Raw genomic sequence first — 19,510 nt, 5'->3', positions numbered from 1 at the left:
CTACCGTGTGCGCCGTCAGGACCGGCCTGGGAGCCTGGAGGCGCCGTGCATCTCGACCACACGCCCGAGCAGCAGCGGCTGCGCACCGAGCTGCGCGCCTACTTCGCCGATCTGGTCCCGGACAACGCGCACGCCCGCTTCACCGACCGGGACGCCCAGAAGCGCTTGTACCGCGACACCATCCGGCGCCTGGGGACGGACGGCTGGCTCGGCGTCGGCTGGCCCAAGGAGTACGGCGGCCGCGGCCTGACCGCGATGGAACAGTTCATCTTCTTCGACGAGGCCGCCCAGGCCGGCGTACCGCTGCCGCTGATGGCCCTCAACACGGTAGGCCCGACGATCATGCGGTACGGCACCGAGGAGCAGAAGTCCTGGTTCCTGCCGCGCATCCTCTCCGGTGAGATCGACTTCGCGATCGGCTACAGCGAGCCCGGGGCGGGCACCGACCTGGCCTCCCTGAAGACCCGCGCGGTGCGGGACGGCGACGAGTACGTCGTCAACGGGCACAAGATCTGGACCACCAACGGCGACACCGCCGACTGGGTCTGGCTCGCCGTGCGCACCGACCCCGACGCCCCGCCGCACAAGGGCATCACCATGCTCCTGATGCCGACCACCGACCCCGGCTACTCGTTCACCGTCATCAACACCCTCGCCTCGCACGACACCACGGCCAGCTACTACGAGAACGTCCGCGTCCCGGTCTCGCACCGGGTCGGCGAGGAGAACCAGGGCTGGCGGCTGATCACGAACCAGCTCAACCACGAGCGCGTCACCCTCGCCGCCCACGGCACCATGGCCATCCGAGCCCTGCAGAACGTCCAGCGCTGGGCCATGGAGACCAAGCTGGCCGACGGCCGTCGCGTCATCGACCTGCCGTGGGTGCGCCGCCGCCTCGCCCAGACCCACACCCGCCTCGACGCGCTCAAACTCCTCAACTGGCGGATGGTGAACGCCGTCGAGGACGGCACCCTCACCCCGCAGGACGCCTCCGCGGTCAAGGTCTACGGCTCCGAGGCCCGCCGGGACGCCTACGCGTGGCTCATGGAGATCGTCGCGGCGGCCGGCGCGCTGAAGGAGGGCTCGGCGGGCGACGTCCTCCACGGCGAGCTGGAACGCGGCTACCGCTCGGCGGTGATCTTCACCTTCGGCGGCGGCAACAACGAGATCCAGCGGGAGATCATCTCGTGGATCGGTCTGGGGATGCCGCGGGTACGGCGTTAGCCTGCCCGTGACGAGGCCTCTTGGTTGGCGCACAAGGGGGATGGAAGGCCCAGGTGGCGCTGGCGTGGGTGCTGGCCCAGGTGAGTACGTCGTCCCGATCCCCCCGGCACCAAGCTGTTGAAGTACCTGCTGGACAAGGCCGGCGCGGCCGACGTGCGGCTCAGTGCGGCAGACCGCGGCCGAACTCGACGCCCTGCCCACGCCGCAGGGCGGCCGCTACTCAGGGCTCCGTCGTTCTCGCGGTTGGCCTGAAGCTGCCGGTATGTGCCCAGTACCTCAAGTCGGCGGTGATGGGCGGTTCGTGAAGGGCAGCGGATACGCGCGCAGGCACGGACTCCGGTGATCATGGAGTATCGAGTTCGCTGATCACCACAACGGAAGACCGTGCCTGCTGCTCCACCGTCACCCGTCCCCGCCGGGCTGGGTCAACTCTCGGGCTGTGATCCGGCCTGCCCCGACGAGCTACCCGACCTGTTGGCCCGGCTGTCTCGCCTGCCCGACCCGCGCCGCCGCCGGGGCCGCCGTCACCCGCTGCCGTACGTTCTGGCCGTGGCCGCCTGCGCAGTCCTGGCCGGAGCGAAGTCCCTCATCGCAATCGCCGAGTGGGCCGCCGAAGCTTCTGACCGACTGTTGTTCTGCTGCGGGGCTGCGCTGCGTGATCCGGACCGGCCCTGCCGCGCGCCCAGCGAGGCGACCGTGCGCCGAGTACTTCAGCGCATCGACGGCGACGCGTTCGACGCGGCGATCGGCGGCTGGCTCACCGCTCGTGCCGCCGCCTCCCGCGCCGCCGGCCAGGACGGACACCCGCCGACCCGCCCGGTCCGGGCAGCCCGTTGCGGTGGACGGCAAGTCTCTGCGCGGCGCGATCCGCTCCGACGGCCGCTGCGTCCACCTGATCTCCGCTCTTCGCGACGACGGCATCGTGCTGGCCCAGCGCGAGGTCGACGCCAAGAGCAACGAGATCACCGCATTCCGGCCACTGCTGGACCCGCTGGACCTGACCGGCGCGGTGGTGACCTTCGACGCGTTGCTGACCCAGACCGACCACGCAAAGTTCCTGGTCGAGGAGAAGAGAGCGCACTACATCGCCGTGCTCAAGGGCAACCATCCGAGCCTGCACACGCTGGTGAAGGACCTGCCGTGGAAGGAGGTTCCGCTGCTGGACCGCACCCGGGCCACCGCGCACGGCCGCGACGAGATCCGCCGGCTCAAGCCGCCACCGTGCCGGGACTGCCGTTCCCGCACGCCGACCAGGCACTGCAGATCGTCCGCCGACGGCGCACCCTGCGCACCGGGAGGGTGTCAATTGAACGCGTCTACGCGATCACGAGTCTGACGGTGCACCAAGCGAACGCCGCTGATCTTGCGGAACGCGTTCGCGGGCACTGGGCTATCGAGAATCGTGAGCACCACGTCAGGGACGTGACGTTCGGAGAGGACGCCTCGCAAGTACGCACGGCCGGTGCGCCGCGGGCGTTGGCTTCACTGCGGAATCTGGCCATCGGCGCGCTCCGCCTGACCGGGTGGGACAACATCGCCGAGGGCCTGCGTCATCACGGGCGGGACATGACCCGGCCGCCGGCCGCCCTCGGACTCACGTGATCACTCCGCGCCGATCGCAGGAACGACAGAGCCCTGGGCCGCGGAGCGCTACTTCTTCGCGGCCCGAAGGAGCTGATCGACTGTGCGTTCAGTCGATCGGGTTTCTGTGGTCATTCCATATGGTTCTTGCTCTGAATCGTTCAGTCTTTCCTTTCCTTCTGAGTCTCGGAAAATTGAGACGTACAGGTAGGGGTTGGTGTCTCCCTTGGCTACGTCGATTTCCCCTTTCGGAAACACCCACCAGCCCGTGGCATAGTCCGTGGAGTGCGTCAGGTTCAGCATCTCGCTGCTGTGGTAAATCTTGGAGTGGAAGCGATAGAAATCGTCCCCTTTCGGTGTGAGCCAGTCCGGGGCATCCTGGAGATGCCTCCCGGTTTCCGGGTCCCAGGAGACTTCGCGCGAACTCGCATAGCTGTTTCCCAGTTTGCCTCGGTCGGCTCGGACGAAGGAGGCGGTCGCGTCGATCTCGATGCGACCGAGCCCGGATCGCAGCGGCACATCGATGACGAAGTCGTTCGAGAGGTTCACCCCCGGGTCAAGCCGATCGCCCGGTTCGGCGAACTTCCCGGTGCCCAACATGTGCGAGTTGGCATACTTTACATGCCTGAATGTTCGGTCGTAATTCAACGTCTCCCACTTCCATTCGCTCTCCCCGATACCCTTTTCCGCGTATTGAGTCGGCCACCCGATGACCTTCCACATGGTGCCGACGACATAGACCCTCACCGAACCGGTGTTGCGGAACTCCACATGTGCCGGAACGTGAAGGGCGGTACCGTCCGCGCTTAGGGTGGATTCACCGAACGAGACACTGAACGGGATTTTCACGGGAGTGGAGTATGGGAGGTACATCTGTGAATAGGTCAGGCTCGCCAGCGCGATGACTCCGGACACCACGACGCTCAGTGCGATGCCCCTGGGATGCTGGATCGCCTGCCACACCTTCTGCAGTGTCAGAGTCCACAGGGCCCAGGCCACCCAAAGCACTAGGCCGATCCACAGCCAGAGGAACGGGGTGTAATCCCGGCCCTGGATCTGTGTGATCAGGAACATCAGATCCGTGACCAGCACGGTGCCGACGCCCGTCAGGACGACCGGGCCCGAGTACCGGATGGCCCTCTTGCCCCAGTAGTCGCATACGGCCAGTGCTGCGACCGCTTCGGCCAGCGCCGCGGCGATGAAGGCGACGCCCACGACGCGACCGCCGTACGCCAGGGCGTTGAACGCATCCGTAGCACCCACACGAAAGAGGACTGCGGCCGAGACCAGGAGGCCCAGCGCCATCAAGGCGCCAGCGGCCCATCTTCGCCACGGGCAGTCGGGCCAGGAGGACTCGTCCGCCTCCCAGTAGACCCGGCCAGGGGCGTCGACATCAAGGTCGTCCGGAGGCACTCCCGCCCGCCGGAGAAGGCGTCTCAGCCCGCGCGCCGACCAGACCCGTCCGATGGTCTCTCCTCGCACGCGCACGGCCCGCAGCCCCCTTGCGTCCGGGGCCTCCACGACGATGAGAGGGTGGTTGCTCACGAACTCAGGGTGACTGTGTCGGAACGAACGTCTCGGAAGCGACACACCTGGGTGGGACAACATCGCCGAGGGCCTGCGTCATCACGGGCGGGACATGACCCGGCCGCCGGCCGCCCTCGGACTCACGTGATCATTCCTCAGCGATCGCGAAAACGACGGAGCCCTGGGCCGCTACTACTGAGCCCCCGCACACCCGCGAAGCCTTATCCTGCGAACGGCCTTGGCATCCCGGACGCCTTCCGCAGCTGTCTCGACTCCGTGAACACCACCGATTTCTCCGCCGAGATCGCGGGTGCTTTGCTGCCCGCGATGTTTTGTGGTCGTATTTTCGCTGCAGTTGAGGCTGATATATTCCATGCTATGGATGACAGCGTGTATGTGGGGAATGCGGGCGATGACGCACTGTTGGATCGAGGTTGGCTGCTCGGTCATTTCAAGGACGCCGATGATCCTCGTCACACCACTGCGGTAGAGGTCAAGTGGGGCGTTCATCCACCTGGTGACCAGCGGCTGCAATGGGTGAGAGGCGAAGCGCGAACGGCCGTCCTGGTGCTCATCAGTGGCAGGTTTCGCGTGGATTTCCCAGGGCGCAGCGTTCTTCTGGCGAAGCAAGGGGATTATGTTGCTTGGGGGCGTGGAGTCGACCACTCGTGGTTCGCGGAAGAGGAATCCGTATTGTTGACGGTTCGATGGCCATCTGTGCCCGGTTATGCGGTGACGCGAGAATAGTGAATGGGGGCGAGTATTTCGCGGTCTCCTGCGGAAAGGCTCCGACCGACCGTACGTGGTCGGCCGGAACCGCCCCCGGAGGCGTACCGCGGAGTCGAAGTCTGCGATATCGGTCAGCGTTCGGGATGTCGAATATGGTGGTGGCAATGGGTAATTGCTGATGAGTGACGAGGTTGCACTGCCCTTCGGGGCCTGGTCGAAGAACCAGGCCCCGATGCGAGGCTCTCCCTCGGATTGGTTTTACTGGACGAGCTCCCAGTCCTGCGAGCCGTCCGTGGCCGCGGTCTGCAAGGTCAGCTGCGCCCCGGCAGTCGCACCGGTCAGGTACAGGCTGGTGTTCTTGACGGACTGGAGCTTGTAGAACCCGTCGCTGGTCTTGACGAGGTTCCAGCTTCCGGTGGCACTGTTGTCGACCCACTGGCCGATCTTCTGGCCGGCCGTGGCACTGCCGGTCCAGATCGCCGCCGCGCGGCCGCCCGACTTGTTCAGCAGGCTCACCCCGCCGTTCGGCTCGGTCGTCACGTGCCAGTACTGGGTGTCCGCGTTGCCCGCCGAGCCCGGGGCCTCCAGCCGGACGTCGGGAACATCCGCGTTGCCGATGTTCGCGTCGTTGGTCTTGTTCCCGGTGCCGATCACCTGGTCGGTCTTGCGGTTCACCAATTGGTAGTAGGCGCCGTCCGTGTGGCCGAGATCGACCTCGGCGAACTTGAGAGTCGAGGTCCCCTGGTTGTTGAGGATCACGATGCGGCCGGTGCCGTCGACGTACTGGAGGTTGCGGCTGTAGCCGGCCTGCGAGGTCGTCTGGTATTCCTTCCAGGCGCCGTCGCTGCGTCCGCTGTCGTTGACCCAGACGTTGCCGCTGCCGGCGGCGTTGTAGACCAGGCGCCCACCGGGCAGCCTGATGAGGACCGGGCTGCCGCCCGTCGCGAGGGCGTGCGAGCCGGTGTCGAGCGGCAAGGTGGTGACGCCCGTGCCGGTGGCGGACCCGGTGAAGAACTTCAGCGGGTCGTCGGCGAGCACATACTTCGTGTTGACTCCGCCGCCCCAGTACTCGAAGGTCAGCAGCCACTTGCCGTCCGTCGTACGGACGACGTTCGCCATGCCCGGCCGCCCGCCGCCGATCTCCGTCTTGCCGCCGGCCATGGTCTGGGTCAGTCCCGCGATGTCCACGACGGGGGCGCTCCACGCGGCGCCGGTGCCGTCCCAGGTCTTGTGGGCCAGGATCTGGCCCTGCGAGTCCGTGGCCGTGTCGTTGGCGGGGTCGAGGGTCGGGACACCGGTGGTCGCGTTGAAGCCGGTGTAGTCGTTCTCGTCGGAGTAGTAGCAGACGAGCTTGCCCTTGTAGACCATCAGGTACGGCTCCCAGACGGGGTCCACCTGTTGGTTCGTGTTCGCGGCCGCGATGTTCTGGCCGGTCGCGCCCGCGCTGCCGCCCTGCCAGCCGCCGGTGGCGACGACGTTCTCGACCTTCCACGTCACGCCGTCGTCGGAGCTGGAGTACAGGGCGATCGCCAGGTCCTTGCGGTCGCCGTCGTTGGTCGGCGTCCAGTTCGGGTCGGCCGCCTTGTGCTCCTTGTAGTAGTAGTCGTCGCCCGAGACGACACTCGCGAGCAGCAACGTGCCCTGCTTCAGGTTCCCGACGTCCTGCGGCAGGACGTACAGGTAGGGGTTCGTCCAGTTGCTCGTGTACTTCGCGTACTGCGGGTCGCTGGAGAGATATGCCGGAGCCTTGACCTCCGACAGCGGCTGCCACGTGGTTCCGCGGTCATCGCTCTTGTAGACGGGGAGCGTCTGCTTGTCGGCGCTGCCCGTCGCCGTCACGACCGTGGACTTCTCGAAGGACGCGACGAGACGTCCGCTCGGCAACTGCGCCGACTTGGGGTAGACCGCGCAGTTGCCCCGCCCTTTCAGACACGGCTCGGTGCCGAGCTGGTACAGGGTTCCGCCCGTCGGGTTGTACGCCTGTGCGCTGACCATGGGTATTGCGAGGATCGCGGATGTCGCCGCGAAGGTTCCGAGGGCTCGTCCAAGCCTTCTTCTCTGCATGGCCCCTCCTCAGGGGATGGATCAGGATCGGTTGGTCGCTCCAGGAGCCGGCGCGCTGTCGGCGTCGGTGGAGACGAGTACGCGTACGTCCCAGGCGCCGAGTTCCAGCGCCGTGCCCGTCGAGAGGGGGGTGTTTGTCAGGGCGTCGGAGAGGTCCGCCGGGGTGGGGACGCTCACGGGTTCCCAGCTCCAGTTGTGGACGATGTGGACACGGCGTCCGTCGGGTGAGGTGCCGGTGGTCGCGGTGACCGTCGCGGGGAGGTCGCGCCACCCGCTGTTCGCGGCCGGGACCAGCCATTCGGCCAGCGCCCGGGCGAGGTCGCGGCTCGGCACCGTGCCGACTGTGGTGACGCGGCCCGCGCCGTGGCCGCGGGTGGTGATCGCGGGCCAGCGGCCGTAGTGCGGGTGCTCGTACACGGCGAGGATCTCGGCGTCGGTGACCGTGAGGCTCTCGATCCACTGCGTCGCCGCGGCATCCGCGGGCACCTCGAACGGGCCACCGGGCACCGCGCGGATCGGGATGTCGCGCGCGAGGTTGCCGAACTCGTCGTACTGGACGCCCGCGGCTGCCACCAGCCGCCCGGGGGCCGGTTCGTGGCGGGCCCGGGCCTCGTGGTCGGCGTAGCCGGTACGCGGGCCGAGCACCAGGTGACCGCCCGCGTGGGCGTAGGCGGCGAGCCAGTCGAGGGCGGCGTCGGCGGCGATGTACAGCGCCGGTACCACCAGCACGGGGTGGCGGCGGGCGGCTTCCTCGGGTGTCATCTGCTCGTGCAGCTGGCGGGCGTGGACGATGCGGACCTGGCGGCCCGCGTCGAAGGCGCCGCGGTAGAAGGGGTCGAAGACGCGGTGGTAGGCGGCAGCGTCCGGTTCGCCGTCAGGGGTCGCGAGTGGTGGGTACTTCTGCATCAGCCACTTGCTCGGCATCGAGTAGACCATCGTGATGTCGGCGTCCGGCTCGAGTCCCGCGACGAGCTCGCCCGCCGTCTCGAACTCCGCGCCGAGGCGGGCGATTTCGGCATAGGTACGGCCGGGCCGGCCGCTGTGCGGGAGGACGCCACCCCAGTAGGTCTCCGCGCCGAAGCGCAGGGTCTGCCACTGCCAGTACTCGATCATCCGGGCGCCGCGCGCGACGTGCGCCCAGGCGGCCTGCCGCCACTGGCCGTCGTAGCCGGGCCGGTTGTCCCATGCGAAACCGATGCTCTGGGCGTTGGTCTCGGTGACCAGGAACGGCGCCTGGCGGGAGGAGAACATCCAGTCCGCCGTCTGGTACATCGACCACACCCCGGTGGTCTTCCACTTCTGCTCGTGGGCGTCCGGAGTGGGGTCGGGCAGCAGCAGGCCGTCCTGCATGTCGTAGTACGGGTTGCCGGAGGCGATGTCGAGGCGATCCGACAGCTCGTCGTCCTCCACCCCCTGGCGGGTGTAGGAGATGCAGGTGGTGACGAACTGGCCGGACCGGGCGTACTCGCGGACGATGTCGGCCTGCCAGCCGATGAACTCGGTGACCTGCCGGGCCTGGAACTCCCGCCAGGCGACGTCGTACTGGGGCTGTTCGTTGCCGTCGGGGCTCCACAGGTCGGCCCACGTGGACAGGCGGTGCGACCAGTAGACCAGGCCCCACTCGCGGTTGAGGGTCTCGACGTCCCCGTATGTCTCCCGCAGGTGGTCCACGAAGCGCTCGAAGAGACCGCGGTTGTGCAGGAGGTGCAGGCCGGGCTCGTTGTCCACCTGCCAGCCGATGACCGCCGGGTGGTCGGCGTACCGGGCCACCATCTTGCGGATGACCCGCTCGGCGTGGAAGCGGAAGGCGGGATGCGTGAAGTCGATCTCCTGGCGTGCACCCCAGCCCAGCCGCTGCCCGGTGGCGGACTCGGCGGTGATTTCCGGGTACTGGCGGGCCAGCCACGGCGGAGCCGCGTAGGTCGGCGTGCCGACGATGACGGAGATGCCGCGCTCGTGGGCGCCGTCGAGGACCGGCTGGAGCCAGTCGAGGTCGAAGCGGCCGTTCTCCGGCTCCCAGGTCGACCAGACCGACTCGCCGACCCGGATCACGGTGAAGTTCGCCTCGGCCATCAGGTCCAGGTCGGTCTTGAGCCGTTCGTCGGGCCGCAGTTCGGGGTCGTAGGCGGGCGTGTACTCGTGGTAGTACGCGGCGCCGAACAGGACGCGGGCAGGCAGAGCCGCCATGAGGGGAAACCTCCGATAAATGCGGGGAGTGGTACGAGGGCTGCGGGCCCTACTGCTTGACGCCGCCGGCGGCCAGGCCGCTCTGCCAGTACCGCTGGAGCAGCAGGAAGGCCACGACGAGGGGCAGGATCGAGATGAGGGAGCCGGTCACGACCAGGGCGAGCATGTCGCTGCTGGCACCGGCCCCGCCGTTCTGCGCCTGCGCCGCCCAGGAGGAGAGGCCGACGGTGACGGGGTACAGATTGGGATCATTGAGCATGATCAGCGGCAGGAAGTAGTTGTTCCAGGTCGCCACGAGCGTGAACAGCAGCACGGTGACCAGGCCCGGCGCGAGGAGCCGCAGCACGATCGTGCCGAAGATCCGCGCCTCCCCGGCGCCGTCGATCCGGGCGGCCTCCAGGAGGCTGTCCGGGACGGCGTCCTGGGCGTAGATGCGCATGAGGTAGAGACCGAACGGATTGACCAGCGAGGGCAGGATGACCGCCCACGGGGTGTTGACCAGACCGGCCTTGGCGAACAGCAGATACGTCGGGATCGCCAGCGCGGTGGCCGGGACCATGACGGCGCCGAGCACCAGGTTGAAGGAGAACCGGTCACCGCGGAAGCGGAACTTCGCGAAACCGTACCCGCCGGCGGCCGCGAGCAACGCGGCCCCGACCGCGCTGACGCCCGCGTACATGACCGTGTTGAGCAGCCAGTGGACGAAGACCCCGTCGTCCTGGGTGAAGGTCTGCCTGACGTTCGTCAGCAGCTGCGGGGCGTGCGAGAACCACAGGCCGAAGCTGTTGAACAGGTCCTGGGTGCTCTTGGTCGAGGCGATCAGCAGCCAGAACAGGGGCAGGAGGAAGTAGGCCAGGACCGCCAGCATGGCGATCGTCAGCGGGGTGCTGCGGCGCCGGGAGGCGGATCCCCGCCGAGGCGGCGCGGCGGAAGGCGGCTTCGTCGACGGCTCGGCGGTCGTGGCCCTGCGGATGGTGGTCGTCATGCGGACCTCCTGCGGTTCGCGGTCAGGAGTACGGCGTAGGAGGCGATGACGATGACCAGGCCGAGGAGGAAGGACACCGTGGCCGCATAGTTGACCTGCTGGCCGGTGAAGGCGAGCGTGTAGGCGTAGAGGTTGGCGGTGTAGGAGCTGCTGATCACGTCCGGGGCGATGGTCATCAACAGCTTCGGCTCGTTGAACAGCTGGAAGCTGCCGATCACCGAGAACAGCAGGGTGAGCATCAGCGCGGGGCGCAGGGCCGGCAACTTGATGGACCAGGCGATCCGCCCGGCGCCGGCCCCGTCCATCGCGGCGGCCTCGTACAGCTCCTCGGGGATGGTGCGCAGGGCGGCGTACAGGATGATCATGTTGTAGCCGACGAACTCCCAGGTCACGATGTTGGCGAGACTGCCGAGCATCCAGCCGTCGCTGAGGAAGTGCGGGACGGGCAGGCTGAGATCGCGGCTCAGCTGGGCGAAGGGGCCGAAGTCCGGTCCGTACAGATAGCCCCACATGAGCGCGGCGACCACGCTCGGGACGGCGTACGGGACGAAGATGCCCAGCCGGATGACACGGGCGAGCCGGAGCAGCCCGCTGTCGAGGGCGAGGGCGAACACCAGCGCCAGCAGCAGCATCACCGGGACCTGGATGACGAAGAACAGGGCGACCCGTCCGATGCCGTGCAGGAACTGCGAATCACTCAGGGCCTGGGCGTAGTTGTCGAGCCCGACGAACGTCGTGCCGCCGATGAGGCGTTCCTGGAACAGGCTGAGATAGGCGGCGTAGCCGAGCGGGGCGAGGAAGAGCAGCAGGAACAGCACCATGAACGGTGCGACGAACAGCGGTCCTGCCGTCCGTTGACGGCTCTCGCCGCCGCGCCCGAGGCGTGTCGACCCGTCTCGCCTTCTGCCCTTGGGGGAGGCCGCGGTTGTGGCAGTCATCATCGGGCCTTTCTGAGGGATGGGACTGTGTCGGTGGGGGCGGGTCCCGCGCCACCGCACGGGACCCGACGGGCCGTTACGACGTCTCGACGGTGAAGCCCTGGCTCTTGGCGTAGGTGGTGAGTCGCGTCTGCCAGGTACCGAGCGCGCGGACCGTGTCGGTCTTGTCGGCGAGGGACTTGCCGACCGTCTCGGTCCAGTCGGTCGCCGCCTGGTCGAGGAACGGGGGCCACTGGAAGGAGGAGTTGACCGTGGAGCTGATGTCGGCGAAGACCTGGTTGACCTTCTGGCCGCCGTAGAAGGCGGGCGCGTCGCCGGTGAACGTGGCGTCCGTGAGGAGGGCCTTGGTGGCGGGGAAGAAGAACTGTTCGGTGGCGAACATCTTCGCGCTGGCCGGGTCGCTGTTGAGGAACTGCGCGAACTGGGCGGCCGCGATGGGGTTCTTGGTGGAGCGGATGACGGCGGTGGTCGAGCCGCCCCAGTTGCCCGAGCTCGGCTTCGACGCGTCCCACTGCGGGAGGGGGGCGGCGCGCCACTTGCCGGAGGTGGCCTTGGCGGAGCCGGAGAGGAAGGCCGGCCCCCAGGCGGCGGTGATCCAGGTGGCGTACTTGCCCTTGTTGAACCCGGCGTACCAGCCGTCGGTGAAGTCGGGGTCGGTGCTGACGACCCCTTCTCGGGCCAGGCCGCCCCAGTACGCGCCGAGCTTCCTGGAGACGGCGTCGTCGACACCGATGGTGATGTCACTCCCGCCGGACACCACGTACGGCTTGGCTCCCGCCTGCCACAGCAGGCCGTGCCAGGCGGCGACCTGGTTGGCCGCGAGGTTGGTCAGGTAGACATCGGGGTCGGCCTTGTGGAGCTTGCGGGCCGCAGCGGCGAACTCGTCCCAGGTCGTGGGGACCTTGATGCCGTGCTTGTCGAAGATGTCCTTGCGGTACAGCATGCCGAGCGGGCCGGTGTCCTGGGGGATCGCCCAGACCTCGCCCTTGCTGCCGCTGACCTGCTGCCAGGTCCAGTCGACGAACTTCTCCTTGAGCGCGGAGGCGCCGTACGGCCGCAGGTCGAGCAGGCTGTCGGTGATGGTGAAGGTCGGGATGGCCTGGTACTCGATCTGCACCATGTCCGGGGCGCCGCTGCCGGCCTTCAGAGCCGTACGCAACTTGGTGTACTGCGGAGTGCCCTGGCCGGCGTTGACGACCTTGACCTTGATGGCCGGGTACTTCGCCTCGAAGAGGGCGACTTCCTTGTCGATGTTCGGGACCCAGGTCCAGAACGTCAGCTCGGTCGGCGTCTTCATCGCCTTGTCGATGTCGGCCTGGCTGACAGGCTTGGAGGACCCGGACGAGCCGCCCGAGTCGCTGCCGCCGCAGGCGGTGAGAGTGAGGCCGAGCGAGACGGCACCTGTCGTGGTGAGGAACAGTCGACGGCTCATCGAGGAGCGGCCGGACATGGATGTGGACGTGTTTCTGGGCATGGTGAACTCCCGCCGGTGGCGAAGATGACGGCACGCCTGGCAAGGGCGTACGGAGGTGTGGTGAAGGGGCGCGGACGCGCCTGCCGAGGCTCGGACACCGACGGGGCCGGGTGCGGGTCCTCGTGGACCGGGGCCGGCGCGCCTTCCGTGTGCGGAGGTGGGGTCGCGGCCGAAGAAGAAGGGGACGAAACCAGAGGCAGAGAGGGTGGGGGAACCTGGCTCAGCGGCTGCTGGGTTCTGGAACGGCCCCGCGGCGATCGTGCGGCGGAGGCGTCGAAAGGAGCGGGGCGTGACCGGAAGCAGCGGCTTGTACTGACGTCACGCGCCCGCCTTGGACCTGCTGATGTCCGGGCTCACCGGTGCGGGTCACGGTGGGTGGACGGGCCTCCGTTCGGGAGCGGCGGACGGTCCGCGCCACCGAGTGCACGAGAGGCGGTACGCCGGCCACGAGCCGGGGTCGTCCGGCTCGGTGGTGGCGCGGTCGAGGAGCGGATGATGAGATCGATGGGTGGATCGCTCGCCGGTAACGGATCCGCGTCCGGGTTCTCGATGGCATGCACCAGACGCTTGAGTCCCTCCTGCGCCACGGCGTCGAACGGCTGCCGCACCGTGGTCAGCGGAGGAGTCACATAGGCGGCGACCGGAATGTCGTCGAATCCGACGACGCTGACGTCCTCCGGCACCCGGCGTCCAGCCTCCGTCAGTGCGCGGATCAGGCCGATCGCCATGTCGTCGTTGGCGGCGAACACCGCGGTGACGTCAGAGTCTTCGGCCAGTTCTTGTCCCGCCCGGTATCCGGACGCGGCCGACCAGTCGCCCTCGACGACCGGCGGTACGGCCCTCCCGTGCGCGGTCAGCGCCGCCCGCCATCCCTCGAGGCGGTCCCGGGCGGCGTACCACCGCTGCGGACCGGCCAGGTGATGGACTGTCGGATGCCCGAGTTCCAGCAGGTGCTCGACGGCGGAGTGTGCCATCAGGTCGGCACCGCCCCCGGAGGTCAGCGCCCTGGGCGCGGTGAGAGGCAGTGGCGCACCAAGGACGAGCACCGGAACGTCGATGCGGAAGGACGCGTCTCCTTCGGCCCCCGCTTCGTCGATCGGTTCGGAGATGACGATGCCGTCCACGCCCTGATCGAGGAGTGAACTCACGGCACCGGTCACACCCGAGGCGTCGCCCTCCATCGTGTTGACCACGTGCAGCGCGTATCCCGTGTCCCGGACGACCCGCTCCACGCCCATGAGCAGCGTGGCGGGTCCGTACAGGGCCGTGCCCAGAGTCACCACACCGATGGAGCGAGTGCGTCCGGAGGCCAGTGCCCGGGCGGCGTTGTTACGCCGGTAGCCGAGCTCTTCGGCGGCTTCGAGGACGCGCCTGCGCACATCGGCGGAGACGTACTGCTCGTCATTGAAGACCCGCGACACCGTCTTCTGCGAGACCCCCGCCAGACGGGCCACATCCACGCTGCGCGGAGCCGCGGTGTTACCGCTCCGTGTCGTTCCTCGCGTCATGGTGTCTCCCGATGGCCGGATGTACGAGCCAGATGATGCCAGACCCGCCAGTGACTGGCCACGCGGTCTGTCTGCGCTGTCATGTCTACGCAGTCATACGGCTGTCGTCAAGAGTTCGGAACAGATCCGTAACCGAGCGACCCGGCCGCGTGCTCCTGGGCGGCGTGCCGGACGAGACGCCTCATGCCGAGCTGCTTGAAGCCAATGTGCTCGGCACGCACAACGTTCTGGAGGTGGCGCACCCCGGCTGCTGAAGCCGGTCGGCGTCAGCACAGGTCACCGACCGTTGCCTTGTGCCGACCGGCGATCCTGGTCACACTGCCGACATGACGGCTGATCCGGGGTTGTTCGGTCCATCGTCCGTGACCTGGCAGCTGCACGGCGACCCCATGATGTGGGTCGCCGGCATCCGCGCGCTCTACCTCCAGGCCCTGCACCCGCGCGCCCTGCGCGGCGTCATGCAGAACTCCGACTTCCGGCGTGACGCCTGGGGTCGGCTGATGCGGACCGCCAACTTCGTCGGCACCACGACCTACGGGACCACCGAGGCCGCGGAGAAGGCCGGCGCCCGGGTCCGCAAGATCCACGGCATGCTCGGGGCGACCGACCCCGACACCGGCGAACGCTACGGCGTCGACGAACCCGAGCTCCTGCTGTGGGTGCACTGCGCCGAGATCGACTCCTATCTCCAGGTCGCCCGCCGCTCCGGCTTCCGGCTCACCGACGAGCTGGCGGACCGCTACATATCCGAGCACCGGGTCAGCGCCCGCCTGGTGGGCCTGGACCCTGACGCCGTACCGGCCGACCAGGTCGAGATGGCCGCCTACTTCGAGAAGGTGCTCCCCGAACTCGCGGCTACGCCCGAGGCCCGCGACGTGGACGACTTCCTGCTCCGCCCGCCGACGCACCCCCTTCTTGTCCCGGCGCGCGAGGTGCTGTGGCGGCGCGTGGCGCAGCTGGCGTACGCCGCCCTGCCGCCGTACGCCCACGAGCTGTACGGCAGGAAAGCCCCCCAACCCACCACTGTCACCCGCCAGTTGCGCGCCACCGGCACCCTGCTGCGCTGCGTTCCCGCACGTCTGCGCTGGCAACTCCCACCCAAGCACATCCTGCGCGCCATGGACCGGCTCGGCCCCGGCACCCGCCCCGCCCCGTACAAACTCGGACGATAGGTCGCCATACTGGACAGGCCAGGGGTGGCGGGGCGAGTTCGACGGGGGCGGTCGCAGCAGATGGGGGACAGCAGGCTCATCCAGGGGCGGTACCGACTGCTCGATCTGATCGGGCGCGGGGGCATGGGCGAGGTGTGGCGGGCCCGCGACGAGTCACTGGGCCGTCATGTCGCCGTGAAGTGCCTCAAGCCCCTGGGCGGGCAGCACGACCAGAGCTTCACCCGGGTCCTGCGGGAGCGTTTCCGGCGCGAGGCCAGGGTGGCCGCCGCGCTCAGCCATCGCGGGGTGACCGTCGTCCACGACTTCGGCGAGTCCGACGGTGTCCTCTACCTGGTGATGGAGCTCCTGGAGGGGCGCAACCTCAGCCAGCTCCTGGAGGACAACAAACAGCACCCCCTGCCCGTCGCCGACGTGATCGAGATCGCCGACCAGGTCGCCGCCGCCCTCGCCTACACCCACCAGCAGGGCATCGTGCACCGGGACCTGAAGCCCGCGAACATCGTGCGCCTCACCGACGGCACCGTGAAGATCTGCGACTTCGGCATCGCCCGGCTCGGCCACGACGTCGACTTCACCTCCCGGCTGACCGGCACCGGCATCGCGATGGGCACCCCGCACTACATGTCGCCGGAGCAGATAGGGGGTTCCGAGGTCGACGAGCGCAGCGACCTGTACTCCCTGGGGTGCGTGCTGTACGAGATCGCCACCGGGGCACCGCCGTTCGACCTGGAGGACGCGTGGGCGATCCTCGTCGGCCACCGCGACACCCCGCCCCGGCCGCCGCGCAGCCACCGCGCCGAACTTCCCGCGTACCTCGACAGGGTCATCCTCGACCTGCTGGCCAAACAGCCCGAACAGCGCCCGCGCGACGCCCGTGAGCTGGGCCGCCGGATCACCCTGGGCCGCACCACACCGGCGTACGTGCCCACCGTGGTCACCCCGCGGCCCGACGTCCGGCCCCAGGAGCCGGCCGACCTCCGCCCGCAGGAGTGGCCCGACCCCGACCGCCCGCGCGAGACCCGGCTGCCGTCCTGGACCCGGGGCATGACCACCGGCCACAAGGCCACCGGCGCCGGCCTCGTCACCACACCCCCGGACGCCGGGGCCGCTCTCACCGGCGAGTGGATTGCCCGCCCCGCCACCGGCCGCGTCGAGGAACCCGTGCCGGACGTCCCGGCCGTGCCCTCCGCGCAGGCCCTCACGGCACTCGCCGGGCGGCACAACGCGGGACTCAGCCTCGGGCGCCTGGGCCGCTGGGCGGAGGCCGGCGAGGTGCACCGCGCGGTCGCCGCCGAACGCGAGCACCTGCTCGGCCCCGACCACCCCGACACCCTCGCCAGCCACTACGAGGTCGCCTTCACCCTCAGCCGCACCGGCCGCGCCGCCGACGCCCTGCGCGCGTACAAGCACGTGGCCGCGACCAGGACCCGCACCCTGGGCGCCGACCACCCCGACACACTCGCCGTCCGTCAGGAAATGGCGTACGTCCTCGGCCAGTTGGGCCGCCACTTCGATGCCCACCAGGTCTACACCTCGGTGCTCGCCGCCCGCGAGCGCGGGATGGGCCCGGACCACCCCGACACCCTGCGCTGTCGTCACAACCTTGCCTTCAACCTCAGCAGGCTCGGCCGCCTGGAGGACTCCTACCGCATGGCGTGCGAGGTGGCCGCCGCGCGCGCCCGGGTGCTGGGCCCCCACCACCCCGACACCCTCGTCACCCGCTACGAAGTCGCCTACGCGCTCGGCCAGTTGGGCCGCTGGGCGGAAGCCCTGCAGACCTACCACGAGGTCGCCGAGGCCCGCGCCCAGGCCCTCGGCCCCGATCACCCCGACACCCTCGCCGCCCGCTACGAGGTCGGCATCAGCCTCGGCCGCCTCGGCCGCAGCGCCGACGCGCTCCGCCTCTACCGCGACCTGATCGAGGACCGCACCCGCGTCCACGGCCCCGCCCACCCCGAGACCCTGCGCGCCCGCCACGGCCTCGGCGTCAACCTCGGCCGCCTCGGCCGCTGGGAAGAGGCCCTCGCCGAGTCCCGGGACGTGTGCGCGATCCGCGAGCGCGTCCTCGGCCCCGACCACCCGGACACCCTGGTCAGCCGCCGCGAGGTCGCCGTCGGTCTCGGCTGGCTCGGCCGCTGGACCGACGCCCTCACCGAGTACCGCACGGTGGCCGGCGCCCGCGAACGCGTCCTCGGCGCCGATCACCCCGACACCCTCGCCAGCCGCAACGACGAGGCCCACTGCCTGGAACAGCTCGGCCGGGGCGCGGAGGCGGTGGAGCTCTACCGGAGAGTGGCGGTACTGCGGCAGCAGCGGGCCCCGGGCGCCCAGTGACCGTCGCCGCCGGGTGCCGCCCACCTCTGGCCGACCTAGATCATCACGTGTTACGAAGAACCATGCCTGCACACGAGGGACTCCACCGCGCCTACGACGCCGTCATCGTCGGCGGCGGCCACAACGGCCTGGTCGCCGCCGCCTACCTGGCCCGCGCCGGGCGGTCCGTACTGGTCCTCGAACGGCTCGGGAACACCGGGGGAGCCGCGGTCTCCACCCGGCCGTTCACGGGCGTCGACGCCCGGCTGTCGCGCTACTCGTATCTGGTCAGCCTGCTGCCCAAGAAGATCGTCCGCGACCTCGGCCTGGACTTCCGGGTCCGGACCCGCAACGTCTCGTCGTACACCCCCGTCGAACGCGACGGCAGGCCGACCGGACTGCTCGTCGGCGGCGGCGAGCGCCGCACCAGGGAGGCCTTCGCCAAGCTCACCGGCGGCGAACGCGAGTACCGGGCCTGGCAGCGGTTCTACGACATGACGGGCCGCGTGGCGCAGAGCGTCTTCCCCACGCTCACCGAGCCGCTGCCCACCCGGGACGAACTGCGTCTGCGGGTGGACGACGAGGAGGCCTGGCGGGTCCTGTTCGAGGAGCCGATCGGCGTGGCCGTGGAGGATCGTTTCGCCGATGACCTGGTCCGCGGTGTGGTCCTGACCGACGCGCTCATCGGCACCTTCGCCGACGCCCACGATCCTTCCCTCAAGCAGAACCGCTGCTTCCTCTACCACGTGATCGGCGGCGGGACCGGCGCCTGGGACGTACCCGTCGGCGGCATGGGCGCCCTCACCGACGCCCTGGCCACCGCGGCACGGCAGGCCGGCGCGGTCCTCGCCACCGGTCACGAGGTCGTGGGGATCTCCACGGACGGCGGCTCGGCGGAGATCACGTACCGCACCGGGGAGGCGGAGGGCACCGTCGCGGCCCGGCACGTCCTGGTCAACGCCTCCCCGCGGGAACTCGCCGCCCTCACCGGCGACCGGCCGCCCGCCCCCGCCGAAGGCGCCCAGCTCAAGGTCAACATGCTCCTCAAGCGCCTCCCGCGGCTGCGCGACAGCGAGGTGGACCCGCGCGAGGCGTTCTCCGGGACCTTCCACATCGCCGAGGGCTACCAGCAGTTGGCCACCGCCCACGCCCAGGCCGCCGCCGGCCGGCTCCCCACCGCCCCGCCCTCGGAGATCTACTGCCACTCCCTCACGGACCCCACGATCCTCGGCCCGGACCTCGTCGAGCAGGGCTACCAGACGCTCACCCTGTTCGGTCTGCACACCCCGGCCCGGCTCTTCGACCGGGACAACGACGCCGTACGCGAGGAACTCCTCAAGTCGACCCTCGCCCAGCTCGACGCGCACCTCGCCGAACCGCTGGCCGACTGCCTGGCCACGGACGCGGACGGCCGGCCCTGCATCGAGGCGAAGACCCCGCTCGACCTGGAGCGGGACCTGCGGCTGCCCGGCGGCAACATCTTCCACCGGGACCTGTCCTGGCCGTATGCCGAGGAGGGCACCGGGCGGTGGGGCGTGGAGACCCCGCACGCGAACGTGCTGCTGTGCGGGGCGGGCGCGGTGCGTGGCGGCGGGGTGAGCGGGGTGCCGGGGCACAACGCGGCGATGGCCGTGCTGGAGGAACTGGGCGGCTGACGCACACGGGCGCGTGGCCTGCCTTCGTCGGGCCGGCTGCCGCGTCCAGTTGTGTGCGCCTGTCTTCGGGCGCGGCTGTCGCACGCTGCTCGTGTGTGTCTGCCCTCGGCCCGGCTGCCGTGCGCCGTGCGTGTGTGTCTGCCCTCGGCCCGG

General features: G+C 69.4%; 14 protein-coding genes and 1 pseudogene. 8 read left to right on the top strand and 7 right to left on the bottom strand.

The window, feature by feature from the left end; all coding sequences use genetic code 11:
- Nucleotides 1-45: 45 nt before the first annotated feature.
- The 4 genes and pseudogenes from ACIRP7_RS30755 (at nucleotide 46) to ACIRP7_RS30740 (ending at nucleotide 2,826) form a co-directional block, all read left to right on the top strand.
- On the top strand, nucleotides 46-1,224 hold the full coding sequence (locus tag ACIRP7_RS30755; RefSeq protein WP_403665817.1) for an acyl-CoA dehydrogenase family protein: 1,179 nt from the start codon (nucleotides 46-48) through the stop codon (nucleotides 1,222-1,224).
- Between the two features lie 384 nt (nucleotides 1,225-1,608).
- Nucleotides 1,609-1,971: pseudogene (locus ACIRP7_RS30750) on the top strand (transposase family protein); the annotation flags it as partial.
- A gap of 91 nt (nucleotides 1,972-2,062) precedes the next feature.
- Nucleotides 2,063-2,560: an ISAs1 family transposase gene (locus ACIRP7_RS30745; RefSeq protein ID WP_403665815.1), complete on the top strand. Its 498-nt coding sequence runs from the start codon at nucleotides 2,063-2,065 to the stop codon at nucleotides 2,558-2,560.
- Nucleotides 2,561-2,646: 86 nt separating this feature from the next.
- Entirely contained in the window at nucleotides 2,647-2,826 is a 180-nt protein-coding gene (locus ACIRP7_RS30740) for a hypothetical protein (protein ID WP_403665966.1), read from the top strand.
- Between the two features lie 48 nt (nucleotides 2,827-2,874).
- On the opposite strand, the gene ACIRP7_RS30735 is transcribed toward ACIRP7_RS30740, so the two are convergent.
- Nucleotides 2,875-4,350 (bottom strand): hypothetical protein, encoded by a 1,476-nt coding sequence (locus ACIRP7_RS30735; RefSeq protein WP_403665813.1) that lies wholly within the window; start codon nucleotides 4,348-4,350, stop codon nucleotides 2,875-2,877.
- Between the two features lie 360 nt (nucleotides 4,351-4,710).
- Here ACIRP7_RS30735 and ACIRP7_RS30730 point away from each other — a divergent pair, with 360 nt between their 5' ends.
- A complete protein-coding gene (locus tag ACIRP7_RS30730; RefSeq protein WP_403665964.1) occupies nucleotides 4,711-5,079 on the top strand; it encodes a signal peptidase I in 369 nt (122 codons plus the stop codon).
- A gap of 240 nt (nucleotides 5,080-5,319) precedes the next feature.
- Here the strand turns inward: ACIRP7_RS30730 and ACIRP7_RS30725 are convergent, their stop codons facing one another.
- From ACIRP7_RS30725 to ACIRP7_RS30700, 6 genes are all read right to left on the bottom strand, one after another.
- A complete protein-coding gene (locus tag ACIRP7_RS30725) occupies nucleotides 5,320-7,125 on the bottom strand; it encodes an RICIN domain-containing protein (RefSeq protein ID WP_403665811.1) in 1,806 nt (601 codons plus the stop codon).
- Nucleotides 7,126-7,146: 21 nt separating this feature from the next.
- A complete protein-coding gene (locus ACIRP7_RS30720; protein ID WP_403665809.1) occupies nucleotides 7,147-9,312 on the bottom strand; it encodes a beta-galactosidase in 2,166 nt (721 codons plus the stop codon).
- A gap of 49 nt (nucleotides 9,313-9,361) precedes the next feature.
- The gene (locus ACIRP7_RS30715) at nucleotides 9,362-10,297 is read right to left on the bottom strand and encodes a carbohydrate ABC transporter permease (RefSeq protein WP_403665807.1); all 936 of its coding nucleotides are present in this window, start codon (nucleotides 10,295-10,297) and stop codon (nucleotides 9,362-9,364) included.
- On the bottom strand, nucleotides 10,294-11,238 hold the full coding sequence (locus ACIRP7_RS30710; RefSeq protein ID WP_403665805.1) for a carbohydrate ABC transporter permease: 945 nt from the start codon (nucleotides 11,236-11,238) through the stop codon (nucleotides 10,294-10,296). Before ACIRP7_RS30710 ends, ACIRP7_RS30715 begins: the two co-directional genes overlap by 4 nt.
- A 73-nt stretch (nucleotides 11,239-11,311) precedes the next feature.
- Nucleotides 11,312-12,709 carry an ABC transporter substrate-binding protein gene (locus ACIRP7_RS30705; protein WP_403665803.1) on the bottom strand — a complete coding sequence of 466 codons (1,398 nt, stop codon included), beginning with the start codon at nucleotides 12,707-12,709 and terminating at the stop codon, nucleotides 11,312-11,314.
- Nucleotides 12,710-13,062: 353 nt separating this feature from the next.
- Nucleotides 13,063-14,217, bottom strand: a complete 1,155-nt coding sequence (locus ACIRP7_RS30700; protein WP_403665801.1) for a LacI family DNA-binding transcriptional regulator — start codon at nucleotides 14,215-14,217, stop codon at nucleotides 13,063-13,065.
- 326 nt (nucleotides 14,218-14,543) lie between these two features.
- On the opposite strand from ACIRP7_RS30700, the gene ACIRP7_RS30695 reads away from it, so the two are divergent.
- The 3 genes from ACIRP7_RS30695 to ACIRP7_RS30685 all read left to right on the top strand — a co-directional run bounded on the left by ACIRP7_RS30695 (nucleotide 14,544) and on the right by ACIRP7_RS30685 (nucleotide 19,357).
- Nucleotides 14,544-15,389, top strand: a complete 846-nt coding sequence (locus ACIRP7_RS30695; RefSeq protein ID WP_403665799.1) for an oxygenase MpaB family protein — start codon at nucleotides 14,544-14,546, stop codon at nucleotides 15,387-15,389.
- A gap of 60 nt (nucleotides 15,390-15,449) precedes the next feature.
- Nucleotides 15,450-17,723 (top strand): tetratricopeptide repeat protein, encoded by a 2,274-nt coding sequence (locus ACIRP7_RS30690; protein WP_403665797.1) that lies wholly within the window; start codon nucleotides 15,450-15,452, stop codon nucleotides 17,721-17,723.
- Nucleotides 17,724-17,785: 62 nt separating this feature from the next.
- Nucleotides 17,786-19,357, top strand: a complete 1,572-nt coding sequence (locus ACIRP7_RS30685) for a phytoene desaturase family protein (RefSeq protein ID WP_403665795.1) — start codon at nucleotides 17,786-17,788, stop codon at nucleotides 19,355-19,357.
- Nucleotides 19,358-19,510 lie beyond the last annotated feature (153 nt).

This window comes from Streptomyces sp. NPDC102270 (assembly GCF_044766405.1).
GTDB lineage: Bacteria > Actinomycetota > Actinomycetes > Streptomycetales > Streptomycetaceae > Streptomyces.
The sequence above is the reverse complement of the archived record's forward strand: the minus strand, read 5'-3'. Positions and strand labels throughout refer to the sequence as shown.

What these genes read in the sequence shown, in the direction of transcription:
- ACIRP7_RS30730 (WP_403665964.1), top strand. Translation starts at nt 4,711, where the DNA reads ATGGATGACAGCGTGTATGTGGGGAATGCGGGCGATGACGCACTGTTG.
- ACIRP7_RS30725 (WP_403665811.1), bottom strand. Translation starts at nt 7,125, where the DNA reads ATGCAGAGAAGAAGGCTTGGACGAGCCCTCGGAACCTTCGCGGCGACA.
- ACIRP7_RS30720 (WP_403665809.1), bottom strand. Translation starts at nt 9,312, where the DNA reads ATGGCGGCTCTGCCTGCCCGCGTCCTGTTCGGCGCCGCGTACTACCAC.
- ACIRP7_RS30715 (WP_403665807.1), bottom strand. Translation starts at nt 10,297, where the DNA reads ATGACGACCACCATCCGCAGGGCCACGACCGCCGAGCCGTCGACGAAG.
- ACIRP7_RS30710 (WP_403665805.1), bottom strand. Translation starts at nt 11,238, where the DNA reads ATGATGACTGCCACAACCGCGGCCTCCCCCAAGGGCAGAAGGCGAGAC.
- ACIRP7_RS30705 (WP_403665803.1), bottom strand. Translation starts at nt 12,709, where the DNA reads ATGCCCAGAAACACGTCCACATCCATGTCCGGCCGCTCCTCGATGAGC.
- ACIRP7_RS30700 (WP_403665801.1), bottom strand. Translation starts at nt 14,217, where the DNA reads ATGACGCGAGGAACGACACGGAGCGGTAACACCGCGGCTCCGCGCAGC.
- ACIRP7_RS30695 (WP_403665799.1), top strand. Translation starts at nt 14,544, where the DNA reads ATGACGGCTGATCCGGGGTTGTTCGGTCCATCGTCCGTGACCTGGCAG.
- ACIRP7_RS30690 (WP_403665797.1), top strand. Translation starts at nt 15,450, where the DNA reads ATGGGGGACAGCAGGCTCATCCAGGGGCGGTACCGACTGCTCGATCTG.
- ACIRP7_RS30685 (WP_403665795.1), top strand. Translation starts at nt 17,786, where the DNA reads ATGCCTGCACACGAGGGACTCCACCGCGCCTACGACGCCGTCATCGTC.